At 32.1% G+C, this 14,159-nt stretch carries 12 protein-coding genes; 11 read left to right on the forward strand and 1 reads right to left on the reverse strand.

The genetic code is table 11. The annotated features are described in order from the left end of the window. Positions 1-8 precede the first annotated feature (8 nt). The 7 genes from cphA (at position 9) to spoIIR (ending at position 8,423) form a co-directional block, all read left to right on the forward strand. Positions 9-2,642, forward strand: coding sequence for a cyanophycin synthetase (gene cphA, locus CLORY_RS05970; protein WP_079422602.1), 2,634 nt, complete (start codon positions 9-11; stop codon positions 2,640-2,642). Positions 2,643-2,738: 96 nt separating this feature from the next. Beyond that, positions 2,739-3,581 (forward strand): 4-(cytidine 5'-diphospho)-2-C-methyl-D-erythritol kinase, encoded by an 843-nt coding sequence (gene ispE / locus CLORY_RS05975; RefSeq protein ID WP_079422603.1) that lies wholly within the window; start codon positions 2,739-2,741, stop codon positions 3,579-3,581. A gap of 151 nt (positions 3,582-3,732) precedes the next feature. After that, positions 3,733-3,918 (forward strand): CLC_0170 family protein, encoded by a 186-nt coding sequence (locus CLORY_RS05980; RefSeq protein ID WP_139375974.1) that lies wholly within the window; start codon positions 3,733-3,735, stop codon positions 3,916-3,918. Positions 3,919-3,930: 12 nt separating this feature from the next. After that, positions 3,931-5,391 (forward strand): spore germination protein, encoded by a 1,461-nt coding sequence (locus CLORY_RS05985; RefSeq protein WP_079422605.1) that lies wholly within the window; start codon positions 3,931-3,933, stop codon positions 5,389-5,391. A gap of 45 nt (positions 5,392-5,436) precedes the next feature. Next, positions 5,437-6,534 carry a GerAB/ArcD/ProY family transporter gene (locus CLORY_RS05990; RefSeq protein ID WP_079422606.1) on the forward strand — a complete coding sequence of 366 codons (1,098 nt, stop codon included), beginning with the start codon at positions 5,437-5,439 and terminating at the stop codon, positions 6,532-6,534. Continuing rightward, on the forward strand, positions 6,535-7,710 hold the full coding sequence (locus CLORY_RS05995) for a Ger(x)C family spore germination protein (RefSeq protein ID WP_079422607.1): 1,176 nt from the start codon (positions 6,535-6,537) through the stop codon (positions 7,708-7,710). A 71-nt stretch (positions 7,711-7,781) separates the two neighbouring features. Further along, positions 7,782-8,423 carry a stage II sporulation protein R gene (gene spoIIR / locus CLORY_RS06000; RefSeq protein ID WP_079422608.1) on the forward strand — a complete coding sequence of 214 codons (642 nt, stop codon included), beginning with the start codon at positions 7,782-7,784 and terminating at the stop codon, positions 8,421-8,423. Positions 8,424-8,477: 54 nt separating this feature from the next. Here spoIIR and CLORY_RS06005 read toward each other — a convergent pair whose 3' ends face one another. Further along, positions 8,478-9,602, reverse strand: coding sequence for an MGDG synthase family glycosyltransferase (locus CLORY_RS06005; protein WP_079422609.1), 1,125 nt, complete (start codon positions 9,600-9,602; stop codon positions 8,478-8,480). A gap of 207 nt (positions 9,603-9,809) precedes the next feature. Here CLORY_RS06005 and ypeB point away from each other — a divergent pair, with 207 nt between their 5' ends. The 4 genes from ypeB (at position 9,810) to CLORY_RS06025 (ending at position 13,954) form a co-directional block, all read left to right on the forward strand. Then, complete coding sequence (gene ypeB, locus CLORY_RS06010) at positions 9,810-11,174, forward strand: germination protein YpeB (protein WP_079422610.1); 1,365 nt, start codon at positions 9,810-9,812, stop codon at positions 11,172-11,174. Between the two features lie 124 nt (positions 11,175-11,298). Continuing rightward, a complete protein-coding gene (locus tag CLORY_RS06015) occupies positions 11,299-11,712 on the forward strand; it encodes a YwiB family protein (protein WP_079422611.1) in 414 nt (137 codons plus the stop codon). Between the two features lie 73 nt (positions 11,713-11,785). Beyond that, on the forward strand, positions 11,786-12,091 hold the full coding sequence (locus CLORY_RS06020) for a hypothetical protein (RefSeq protein WP_079422612.1): 306 nt from the start codon (positions 11,786-11,788) through the stop codon (positions 12,089-12,091). Between the two features lie 255 nt (positions 12,092-12,346). Next, complete coding sequence (locus CLORY_RS06025) at positions 12,347-13,954, forward strand: CTP synthase (protein ID WP_079422613.1); 1,608 nt, start codon at positions 12,347-12,349, stop codon at positions 13,952-13,954. The last annotated feature ends 205 nt before the right edge of the window (positions 13,955-14,159 follow it).

Raw genomic sequence — 14,159 nt, forward strand, 5'->3', positions numbered from 1 at the left:
GATAGAATATGAAAATATTAAACACGCAGGTACTACGTGGTAGGAATATCTATGCCCATAAGCCGTGTATAAGGATGGAGTTAGATTTAGAAGGTTATGGTGATATTCCTAGTAAGGATATTAGTGGATTTAATGATATGATAGTAGAAATTTTACCCGTTTTAAAACAGCATAGATGTGGAATAGATGAAGATCAAGGGTTTCTAAAGAGACTTCAGGAGGGTACTTATTTAGCTCACATTTTTGAACATATGATCATAGCAATTCAAAATGTTATTGGAATTGATGTGGCTTATGGGAAAGCAAGAACTATCGATGAAAAGGATAGGTACTATATCGTGTTTCAATTTAAGTATGAAAAAACTGCATTAAAATGTGCAGAGCTTGCTTTGGATATGATTAATTGTGCTATACGCGGATCCAAATTTATTGACTTTGATCAACGAATTAAATCCATAAAATCATTACTAAAAGCTGAATGCATAGGACCAAGTACAGAAGCCATTTGTATTGAGGCCAAGAAGAGGGAAATCGATGTAATAGAATTGGGAGATACAGGATTTATACAACTTGGCACAGGAAAGTATGGAAAACTTATAGAAAATACAATATGTGAGTCTACCAGTGCTGTGGCTGTTGACATATCATGTGATAAGCTTGCTACAAAGTATATGCTGTCAAGGCAGAACATACCTGTGGCTGAAGGATATAAAGTGAACAATACTATGGAGCTTATGGATTATGCTTATACTATAGGGTATCCTGTGGTGATTAAACCTCAGTTTGGAAGCAAAGGAAAAGGGATAATTATTAATATAAAGAATGATAAGGAGCTACTAGAAGCTTATAATAAAATAATTAAAGAATACAAAAATATTCTTATAGAAAAATACGTGGAGGGTAATGATTACAGGTTATGCGTCATAGACGGTGAAGTGAAAGCTGCGGCATTGAGAATACCTCCTTTTATAGTTGGAGATGGGAACAGAACAATAAAAGAGCTAATAGATGTATTAAATTCTGATGATAGAAGAGGCGAGGACCATGAAAGACCTCTCACTAAGGTAACTATAGATATAGGATTATTAGAAAAATTGAAACGCAGTAACTATGACTTAGATACAGTCATTCCAAGAGGAGAGAAAATTTATCTAAGAGATAATGCAAACCTCTCTACCGGTGCTATAGCTAAAGACTGTACAAATGAGGTTTGTGAAGAGAACAGGGAGTTATGCAGAAGAATATATAAGATTATTGGATTAAACATATGCGGAATTGATATATGTTGCAGAGATATAAGCAAACCACTGCAAGGTCAAGGAGTAATATTGGAGGTAAATGCAGCACCAGGTATCCGTATGCATCACTATCCGTATGAAGGAGAGGCTCAAAATGTGGCAGCAGCTATAGTTGACATGATGTTTAAAGAAGGTGAAAGATCTTCTATGCCAATAATATCCATAACAGGTACGAATGGTAAAACTACGACTACGAGAATGATAGGTCATGTTATGAAAACAGCTGGATATAAGGTGGGAATGACCACTACTGGAGGAGTATATATTGACGGAAAATGTGTAAGAAATGGTGATACTACTGGGTATGAGAGCTCTCTGTCCATTTTATTAAACAGAGAAGTTGATGCAGCAGTACTGGAAATAGCCAGAGGAGGACTTATAAGAAAAGGACTGGCTTATAATTTGGCTGATGTTGGTATTATAACCAATGTTACCGGGGATCATTTAGGCTTAGATGGGGTAAGAGATATGAAAGATTTAATTAATGTTAAGTCTCTTATTATTGAGGCAGTAAAGAAAGATGGTTATGCGGTTTTGAATGGTGATGATAAAGCTACAGCTGAACTTGTAAAAAGAGTTAATTGTAAAACTATAATTTTTTCAAAGGATTATGATAATGAGTTTATAAGAAAATGCAGCGGAGAAGGCAACATAGCAATATATTTAAAAGATGATGATATAATGATTAAAAGAGATAGCACTTCTATTAAAATACTAAATATAAAGGAAGTCCCGATAACTATAGGGGGAAAATTAACATTTAATATAGAAAACACTATGGCTGCAATAGCTGCACTTATCGGTGTTGGAGTAAGTATTAATGATATCGTTAAGGGTGTTACAAGTTTTTATTTGGATGAATGTGATAATTGCGGAAGATTTAATATGTTCAATTTGGGTGATATAAATGTAATATTGGATTACGGACATAACAGAGAGGGATATAATTCTGTCATTGCTGCAATTAAAAAATTCAAAAGTAAAAGACTGGTAGGAGTTATCGGCGTACCAGGTGATAGAAGAGATGAAGATATAATTGAAATAGGTGATATTTGCAGCAGAGGTTTTGATTGTCTGTATGTTAAGGAAGATGAGGACAAAAGAGGAAGAAAAAGCGGTGAAGTAGCTGAGCTGTTGGTTAAGGGTGTAAAAAAAGAAGGTAAATTTGATACGAGAAACAATTTAAGAATATGTTTGAATGAACAAAAAGCAATGTTAGAGGCTATAAATGCAGCAAGACCTGGAGACACAATAGTTGTATTTTTTGAAAAATATGAACCTTTGTTAGAAACTATAAAAGCTATGAAAGAATCTATGGATTCAAGAGTATCTATGACAGTTTAGCAGCAAAACTCATAAGACTAGTAGTTAAGCATCTTTACTTTTTAGCACAATTTTAACATAATAGTGTATGTGTATATAAAAATGTGGAGGGTAGATATGGAGATAAAGTCTTATGCGAAAATAAATATATCTTTAGATGTTACTGGTAAGAGAAGAGACGGATATCATTTATTAGAAATGATAATGCAAAGTATAGAATTATATGATGTGATTAATATAAATAAACGGGAAAAAGGTATAACAGTAAAATGTAATTTGCCATATATACCTACTGATGAAAAAAATCTTGCTTACAAAGCAGCTAAACTGTTTATTGATACTTATAACATAGAAGAAGGCGTTGAAATAGATATAATCAAAAATATTCCTGTAACAGCTGGTTTGGCTGGAGGAAGTTCCAATGCAGCCGCAGTGCTTAAGGGTATGAAGGCTATATTTAATATAAATATGAGCAACTCTGAACTTTCGAATTTGGGACTTAAAATTGGAGCTGATGTACCATATTGTATAACAGGAGGAACAGCTTTGTGCGAAGGTATCGGAGAGAAGGTTACGGGCCTTAAGCCGTTTAAAAATCATATAGTTATTTTGGTAAAGCCTCCTTTTGGAGTTTCTACTAAAGAAGTTTATAGTAAGTTAGATACTGGAAAAATATATAGGCATCCTGATACCCGAGCGATAATAAGTGCTATGGAAGCTGATGATATATATACTGTCAGTGATCTTATGAAAAATGTACTTGAAAATGTTACACTGAAAAAGCACTATATTATAAAAGATATAAAAAGGCAAATGCTTAATTTAGGGGCTGTTGGTGCTATGATGAGTGGCAGCGGACCTACAGTGTTTGCTTTTTTCGAAGATATACTTAAAGCACAAAAATGTTATGATTTTATGAAAGACAAATATAAAGAAGTATTTATTTCAAGAACTATATAGTAATATTAGTACATTTTTTAAAATTAGAAATTTAAAGGTAAGAAAATTAAGCCAGTCCTAAGGGATTGGCTTTTTTGTTTTAATGTGCATAAATTTTGATGCTGTAGAAAAAAATAAACATTATAGTCTAATGGAATATGGAGATGGAAATATGCAGTTATTTAATATTTATTTTCTCATTTTAACTATAGTCTGTGCAGCAGTTGTATTGATCTTTGATGTTAGGTATTTTAGAAAAAATGATGAATTAGCTGCAGCGTTATCTGCAAAATCTTGGGGTATAGTTTATATAATATTGGCAGTAGTAATGTATCTGCTTAATATTCTAATATGGTAAGGAGAATTTGACATGAAAGAGCAAATGCAAGATTATATATCAAATGATTTAGATGAAAACTATAAATATCTGAAGAATTTATTTAAAGATAATACGGATATGATATTCAGAAAATTCAATGCAGGCAAAGCAAAATGTCTGATTGTATATATAGATGGTATGGCTGATAAAATTCTTCTTGATAACTTTGTTCTTCGTACATTAATGCTTCATGGAGATAGGATAGAAAAAGTTGAAGACATAAAAGATGAGATTCTTTCCGTTACTGACATAAGGGATGTAGAAGAACTTAGCAAAGGAATAAATGCAATGCTTTCGGGTGATACACTTATGTTGATTGAAGGACTTGATATCTGTTATGTAATAGCTACACGAGCTTGGTCAGCAAGAGGAGTATCAGAACCGTCTGGTGAGAGCTTGATAAGAGGATCAAGAGATGGTTTTGTAGAAACAATAAGATTTAATACAGCACTGCTTAGAAGAAGAGTCAGAGATACAAGATTAAGAATTGAAATGACTACTGTGGGAGCAAGATCTAAAACAGACGTGGCTATAGTGTACATCGATGACATAGTAAATAAGGAAGTATTAGAATGTGCTAAAAAGAGGATAGATAATATAAATATAGATGCAATACTTGACAGTGGGTACATAGAGCAGCTTATTGAAGACAATAAATGGTCTATATTCCCTCAACTGCAGAGCACTGAAAGACCTGATGTTGTAGCAGCAGCGATATATGAAGGAAGGGTAGGTATAATGGTAGATAATTCACCATTTTGCATAATTGTGCCAACCACACTGCCTGCATTATTTCAATCCCCAGATGACTATTATCAAAGATGGATTTATTCATCTGTCATGAGAATTGTAAGGTTTTTAGGAATAGTATTATCCCTCATTTTACCAGGATTATATGTAGCAGTGACTTCTTTTCATAACTCTATAATACCTACTAAGCTAGCCTATGCTATTGCTGCCACAAGAGAGGGAGTACCATTTCCGGCGTATTTAGAAGCGTTAATAATGGAAGTTAGTATGGCGATTCTAGTAGAGGCTGTTGTTAGGCTGCCTAAGGCTATGGGTACAACTATAGGCATAGTTGGTGGAGTTATAATAGGGCAGGCAGCGGTAACAGCAGGAATCGTCAGCCCAGTAATGGTAATTATTGTTTCAATTACTGCAATAACAACATTTATGACTCCAAACTATGAAATCGTTGCGTCACTTAGAATTGTAAGATTTATGTTTATAATAGCCTCATCAATAATAGGGCTATATGGCATGGCTTTAGTGGCTTTGGTTACACTTATACATTTAATTAAATTAAAGAGTTTTGGAATACCATACATGGCATCTGTTGTAGATATAAACAAAAATGACATGAAGGACACATTTATAAGATCCCCTCTTCAATACCTTAAACAGAGACCTAAATATATAAAATCGAAAGATAGGATGCGCCAAAATTAACTGCTGAAGCTGATTAACTATAAGTGTAGAGGAGAAAATAAAATTATGAACAAAGATAAGTATATAGATTCATTTGGATATTTTTGTACCATAATAGTAACTATCGTGGGAATAGGAATATTTTCGTATCCAAGGGAGGTAAGCGATTTAGTAGCTGGAGATAGTTGGCTAGTAGCGTTAATAAGTGCAGGAATAACTTATTTATTCGTTAGATTTATTCTGAAAGCTATGGAGAAAAATGAATATAAACCAATAAATATAGTATTAAGGCGAAATTTAGGAACCATTATTGGAAGTTTTATAATGCTGCTTATGGCTTTGTCAAATATAGTAATTATTTCTCTTGGAATGAGAGCCTTTATTGAAGTGATAAAAATGTATCTTCTTCAAAATACACCTACTGAATTTCTTGTTGCTATTACCATTTTGTGTGGCGTTTACCTTGTGAGAAGTGGATTAATAGCAAATATAAAATTTAATGAGGTAGCTTTTTGGATCATGTTTATACCAATGGTATTTATGCTTATATTTGCAGCTTTTCAAAGTGATTTTACAAATAATTTACCATTGTTTAATTCAAAGCCAATAAGTTACATTAGGGCTATTTTGGTTTCTAATTTTGTTTATGGCGGTGCGGAGATAATATATTTACTTGTACCTAATCTGAAGGACAAAAAAGGTGCTGTTAAAACTGGATTCAGGGCACTGGCATTTATAGGTATATTTTATGCTGTTACTATAATATTGTGCATAGGTGTATTTACTTCAGATGTCATGGGAAACATAATATGGCCTACAATAACTATGATGAAGGTGGTAGATGTACCGGGTACATTTGTAGAAAGATGGTATGGTATAGTCCTTGCATTATGGATTGTATTCTATTTCACAACATTTTCAAATGGATTTACTTTTTCAGCTCATATGCTTAAGGATTCTATAAAACTATTTGATATAAGAATTTCATCTATGCTTATCGTACCCTTTATATACTTAATAGCTATGTACCCTACCAATATAGCAGAATTGTATTATGTAATCGACATGGTTTCGCCAGTATTTTATGCAATCAATTTAATTTTTGTACCTATAGTTATATTTGCAACAGGTAAAATTGGTAGAGCGAAGGGAGTGGATAGATGAATGAAAAAGACAGTTACTGTAATATTGATCATATCGATGATGTTTACTACAGGATGTTGGGATAAAGTAGAAATAGATAGAAAAGTATTTGTTTCTACGATAGGAATAGATCCGGGTAAGGATATAAAAAATTACAAATTGATAAATGACATTAAACCCGATGAGCCTTTTGGAGAAAGAGATATACAAAGGATGCATGTGACATATGCTTTTCCGGATATAAGTGCGTATAGTTCAATGCAACCCCAAATACCATCGGACAAGTTTATCGAAACAGATGCATATTCACTTGAAGATGCTAGGTCAAATGCATCTGCTAAAACCAGCAGACAATTGGATTTAAGTCATGTAAAGATGATTGCAATAAGTAGTGAGGTATTTAACTATAAGGATATAATGAAAGAAATAGTTGATTATCTAGCACGAGATCCAGTTATAGATAGAAAATTATATGTAATATTGGTTCAGGGGGATGTTAGGGAGTTTCTTAATGCAAAAACACAAACGGAGAATACTGTAAGTGCATATATTCAAGGACTGATGGAAAGTGGAAAAACTAATACATCCGTACTTCCTATGACCCTCAATGAATTTATAATCCTTCTGGAGCAAAACGGAAATGCTATAGTCCCTGCAATGAAACTAGATAAGGAAAAAAATGAGCTGGAGGTCACTGGAATAGCACTCATAAAGAATTATGGACTTGTTTCATTTTTAACTGCTCGACAGACATCTACAGTAGAAATGCTTAGAGGAAAATTTATAAGCGGTAAAAGAGTAATATACAACTCAGGAGTACCAATTGATTTTCTTATTGATGGAATAAAAAGGAGAATTAATGTTAATGAAAAAGGTGGAAAACTTGTTTATACAATTGATATCAATATGGAAGGCAGAGTAGTAAATTATACTGTAGACAGGAGATTATATAAAGACTCAACTATTAATTTTATAGAAAAATCATTTAATGAATCTCAAGGTGAAGAGTGTAGAATGATGGCACGCATGCTTCAAGAGGAGTATGGATCCGATATCCTTGGACTTAGAGAATATGTGAAAAAATATAAACCTAACCTTTGGGAAAGAATTAAAGGCGATTGGGAAGAGCAATATAAATCAGCAGAGATTGTTGTTAATGTTAATACGGAGGTTAGGAGAGTAGGCGTAAGAAAATAAAATTTGTGGTATATGAATAAATAACCATTATATGGAAATAATAAAAATATAATGATTGAGGGGGTTATGCCATGAAAAATATAATAAAAGTGATTGCCGCAGTTATAATTATTCTGATAATAGTAGATATAGTTAATTTTAATGCCTATGCTAACGATGATGGAGGCAGATTGCAGAAAAGTATAAGCAGTAAAATCATAAGGTTTCATGTATTAGCAAATAGTGACACTATAGAAGATCAACAGTTAAAAATTAAAGTTAAGAATAAGATAATAAATTATCTTCAGCCAAGACTTGAACATAGTAGATCTATTAATGAATCTAGAAGAATTCTTATGAAAAATGATGATAGAGTAAAAGCTATAGCCGAGAAAGTAATAAGAAAAAATGGATATAGTTATAGTGTGAGAACAGAACTGGCTAAAGAGAATTTCCCCGTGAAGTCTTATGGAGCTATAACACTCAGTCAAGGACGGTATGAAGCTTATAGAGTACTTATAGGGAAAGCCAGTGGACAAAATTGGTGGTGCGTTATGTTTCCGCCATTATGCTTTGTTGATGTTACTAAAGGAGAGGTTGAAGAAAAGAAAAGTGAACGAGAACTTGGAAAGGTCTTGAATAAAAAAGAGATGGAATACGTAGAAGGAAATGATATTCACCTTAGGTTTAAGTGTGTAGAAGTTCTAAAAGGACTTATTGAAAAACTTAAATAGATATTATTATTAAAGAAATTCAGCATAGCTGAATTTCAATACTAGTGTTAGATATTAGCTATAATAGCTTTTTGTAAGCTTTTGCAGGAGGTTATATATATCGTTGCCGCTATTTGGTTTTGCATATTTTTCACAATTTTTTTTAATGCTTGCAAGTAAAGTATCATCACAAAGAAATTCGGAAATTTGAGAACTACAATTCTTGACTTCGTTTAAATCTATAGCCAGCTGATGTCGTAAAAGAAAATCAGCATTTTTTTCTTCTTGACCAGGTATAGCAGAAAATATAGCCATTGGTATATGTGATACTATGGCTTCTGTTACAGTCAGTCCTCCAGGTTTTGTAATCAACAGATCTGATGATTGCATGTATTTACATACATCTGTAGTATAACCAATTATTCTAGTTACTAATTGGGATTCGAAGCTTTGCTCCATTAAATGATTATACAGTTTTTTGTTATTACCTGTAATTATTAGTACCTGAATACTATTTTTTATGTTTTCTAATTGTTGATATAAATCTAAAACTTTTCCTAAACCTAGGCTGCCGCTCATTAATAGTACTGTTTTTTTAGCGGGGTTAAGGTTTAGACTAGTCAGTGTGTCCTTTCTGGAATATTTCTTTGTGAATTCTGGTTTTACTGGTATGCCGAAAGAAAAGATAAGTTCTCTTGGTACACCTCTTTCTATCATCTCATTGACCATATCATCGTTGGAAACTATATATGCATCTATATATGGATGAATCCAAAAACTGTGTGGTGCGTAATCGGTCATTATTGTAACTATAGGAATATCTATCTTTCCCTTAGCTTTTAAAATTGAAGCCATTTCATTGGAAATAGGATGTGTACTTACAATAATATCAGGATTAAAACTGTCTATAAGTGGTATAAGTTTATGAATTATTATTTCGTTTATTTTGCTGCTGAAGTTGGCAATGCTATCTTCTGTTTCTGCAAGATTATAGAGTTTGCCAAATAGAGCGGGAGACAACTTTAAACTCTTTAAATAGCTCCCTATTACAACTTTATCTAGAATTGGGTTTATGTATTTTATTGTGTCGATAATAACAACCTCTGATTCGGGGCTGTTTATTTTTATATACTTTTCAACTGCTTTTGCTGCATTTACATGCCCTCCGCCAGCTGATATGGAAAGTATAAGTACTCTCATATAATTCACCCTTTTAATATATTACTTAAGATTTTTGAAAAATGTCTTATTGGAACCCAAATTCATTATACATAAAATAGTAGTATATATAAAGCATAAAATATTTAAATTGTAAATGAAGCAGTATAAGAAAAATTTTTTATATTGAATAACATTGATGGTTTTACAAACAATAGACATATAAGAAATGTTTAAGGAGGAGCTAAGGTGAATACATATAAAAAGAGATTAATATATACGCTTGCAGTAACTGCTATTATAGTTTTTTCAAGTACATATGCTGTTTTGATGACGTTAGAAAGAACGGATTATAGAAACTATCTTCAAGCTCAATACAGTAAAAGCATGTATGAACTATTAGATGACATTGAGAACATACAAGATAGTTTGGGTAAAACGGCTGTTTCTAGTACGAAGGAACAGAATATACTGATTTTTGAGGATATATATAGATATTCATCCGCTGCCAATGATAAGCTTAACTCTCTGCCTGTTGATCCTAATGTGTCTACTAACATAGGAAAATTTATAAATCAGGTAGGTGATTATTGTTATAGTTTAATTAGAAATTATGATAATACAAAGGAGTTAACCGATAACGATTATAAAACTCTGGATCAATTAGAGGAAGAATCTGATAAACTTAAGATAAGTCTAAATAATGTACTTTCAGATATTAATCAGGGAAAAGTGAAATGGGGAGAAATTAGAGAGAAAGTTAACGGAATTATTGGAGAAAAGAAAAACTTATTATCAACTCAATTTAGCAGTATAGAGAAAGAGGTTCTGCAGTATCCTTCACTAATATATGACGGTCCGTTTTCAGATAATATCCTAGAAATAAAACCAAGGGTAAATCAATTAGATGTTGTGACACAGCAGGAAACTAGAAAAACAGTTGCTAATGTAATAGGAACTTCGAGAATATCTAAGATTGAATTAGTTGAATCAAAAGGCCAGACACGAATAGCTGCTTATAGTTATAATGTATATATAAGGGGAAGAAAAAATAAAAACAAAATTTCATGTGAAATAAGTAAACATGGTGGTAAAGTAATTTATCTGTTAGATGACAGACAATTATTAAATCCTAAGATAAGTGAAAAGCAGGCTGAGCAAAATGCAAAATTATTTCTAAAAAAATTAGGATATAAAGATATGAAATCCTCATATAGCCTTAAGTATGAGGATAATGTAGTTATAAATTTCGTACATAATGTAAATAATGTATTTATATATCCTGAGCAAGTGGAGGTAAAAGTAGCATTAGACGATGGAAACATTGTAGGCTTTGAAGCGGAAAAATATTTGGTCGCCTATAATCAGAATAGAAAAATAGTTAAACCAAAGCTATCTTTACAGGCAGCAAGAAATAGCTTAAATAAAAGATTTAGTGTTAAAAATTCTGGTATTGCAATAATACCTACTGAAATGAATAAAGAAATACTTTGTTACGAATTTTATGGTAACCATAAGAAAGACGAATATATAGTATATGTAAATGCTAACACAGGTAAAACAGAGAGGATATTAAAAGTTATCAATACCCCTAATGGGAGACTTACCATATAAAAGCCTTGCCAAAATGCTGCAAAAAAATTAAACTATAAAATAATAGAAGGACATTAGAAAGTAAAAAAAGATAATGTACACCTTTAGAAAACCTCATATGAAATGGATGGGAGGCATTATATATATGGATAAAAAAGCAGTAATTTCTATTTCTAGTATTCAAGAAGGAAGAAAGGAAGATGCTATAGAGGTATTGACACCTGGGAATTTTACCAAACATCAAAATGGTTATTCTGCAGAATACGATGAGACTAAAATTTCAGGTATGGAAGGAACGACTACCAAAATAGAGATATCGCCAGAAAAGCTTATGCTTATTAGAGAGGGTACAACTACTACAAAGATGGAGTTTGAGAAAAACAATAAATGTACCACTATGTACACAACACAATATGGGTCATTAGAATTAGTTATTGAAACAAAAAATCTTGATATAGATATAGATGACAATGGCGGAAATATATTTATAAACTATAATATGCTCATAGGCGGTGTTCAGACAGAAAAGACAGAATTAAAAATCAATATAAAGGCATAATATTGAATAAAATAGTTTTGTTTGGATAATAATTCAAATAAAACTATTTTACTTTGAAGGGGTTCAGCGTGTTATGAGTATTGGTTATTATAGTCAGGAAAGATATGAAAAAATAATAAATATTATTTGTGGCTACAAAGGCATAGAGAGGGAAGAATTAAAAAAGATAATGAAAGATATTCACAGTCGTTATATATTTTTTCTACTGCTAAAAAAATATAAATGTTATAGCTTGGAAAAAGTGAAGGATGTTATAGACAATATAAGTGATAGATCTTTTAGAAATAACGTTAAGAAAGCTGAGGCCAAATTCTTTACAAACAAGCAATTTAGAGATGAATATTTAGAAATAGAGCAAATAGCAAAAAAAATTACATAAAGGTATAGATTAATGAAAGGATATGTGCTATCATATATGTTATGTTTATAGACAAACGATAAATATATCATGTATTGCACGAGTTACTTAGTTAGTGTTTAATAGATGCTGATTTTGTTATGCGTGCTAAACGATGTTAAAAACATGTGTTAAGCACTATACCCCCATTATAGGGTGATTTATATTATATTATTTTTAAAGCTGTTTGTCAACAAAAATTATGATAATAATTGTTTTTGCGGGAGGATAAGAAAAATGAGTACTAAGTATGTATTTGTAACAGGAGGCGTTGTATCATCATTAGGAAAAGGTATTACAGCTGCTTCACTAGGTAGATTATTAAAGAATAGAGGTTTAAAAGTTTCTATACAGAAGTTTGATCCATATTTAAATATAGATCCAGGAACTATGAGCCCTTATCAACATGGCGAGGTTTTTGTAACAGATGATGGTGCAGAAACTGATTTGGATTTAGGACACTATGAGAGGTTTATCGATGAAAATCTTAGCAAAAACAGTAATGTTACCACAGGAAAGATCTATTGGTCTGTAATCTCTAAGGAAAGAAGAGGAGACTATTTAGGAAGGACAGTTCAAGTTATTCCACATATTACAAATGAAATTAAGAACAGAGTATACAAAGTAGCCAAGGAAAGAGATCTTGATGTAGTTATAACCGAAATAGGAGGTACTGTAGGAGATATAGAGTCACAGCCTTTTTTGGAAGCTATAAGACAGATAAAGTATGATGTGGGAATAGAAAATGTATGTTTTATTCATGTTACATTAGTTCCTTTTTTGGGAAAGGCAGGAGAATTGAAGACAAAACCAACTCAGCATTCAGTAAAAGAATTAAGAGGAATTGGAATTCAGCCAGACATAATAGTATGCCGTACTGAAAAGGAATTATCTTTAGAATTAAAAGATAAGATAGGCCTTTTCTGTAATGTTGATGGAGAATCAGTCATACCAAATGTTGATGCAGAGAATCTTTATGAAGTACCTTTACTTCTTCATAATGAAGGATTAGATACTTTGGTTTGCAAGAAACTAAATATTTCTGCTAAGGAAATAGATAATTCAGAATGGATATCTATGGTACAAAGACTTAAATCTCTCAGAAAAAATATAAAAATTGCTTTGGTCGGCAAATACGTGGAACTTCATGATGCATATATATCTGTAGTTGAAGCTTTAAACCACGGTGGTTTGTATAACGATACAAATGTTGAAGTAAAATGGGTGAATGCTTGTGATGTTACAAAAGAAAATGTAGATGAACTGCTTTCAGATTGTGACGGAGTTCTTGTACCTGGAGGCTTTGGAGATAGAGGAATAGAAGGGAAAATAGAAGCAGCCGGCTGGGCAAGAAAAAATAATGTGCCTTTCTTGGGCATATGTCTAGGAATGCAGTGTGCAGCTATTGAATTTGCAAGAGATGTTTTAGGATATGAAGATGCTAATTCATCAGAAATAAATCCAGAAACTACACATCCTATTATTGACTTGATGCCGGATCAGAAAGATGTAGACAAAAAGGGTGGTACCATGAGATTAGGTATATACCCATGCAAAATAGCAGATAATACTTTCTCTTTGCAAGCATATAATAATCAATTGATTGATGAAAGACATAGACATAGATACGAATTTAATAACGATTATAGAGAACAAATGGTTAGGGCTGGATTAGTACTTGCAGGTACAAGCCCAGATGGAAGACTTGTAGAAATTATTGAAATAAAAGATCATCCTTGGTTTGTAGGAGTGCAATTTCATCCTGAACTTAAATCAAGACCTAATAGACCACATCCGTTATTTATAAGTTTTGTAGGAGCTGCAGTAAAACACAATGCTCGTTAATATCTATATTAAGCATATGTAGATGTTAATTAACGATTAAGAATGAAGGCAAAATTCAGTTTTGCTGAATTATAATTGTGTACCTTAATAGTTCTAGAGAAATTCTGCATCACGGAATTTCCTCTAGAATTCCTAAATTTTCATTATTAACGCGAAATTTAAAAAAAAGTGTGTACATATTGAATTTTGAGATATAATATTAATA

The organism is Clostridium oryzae (assembly GCF_002029235.1).
GTDB classification, from domain to species: domain Bacteria; phylum Bacillota; class Clostridia; order Clostridiales; family Clostridiaceae; genus Clostridium_AE; species Clostridium_AE oryzae.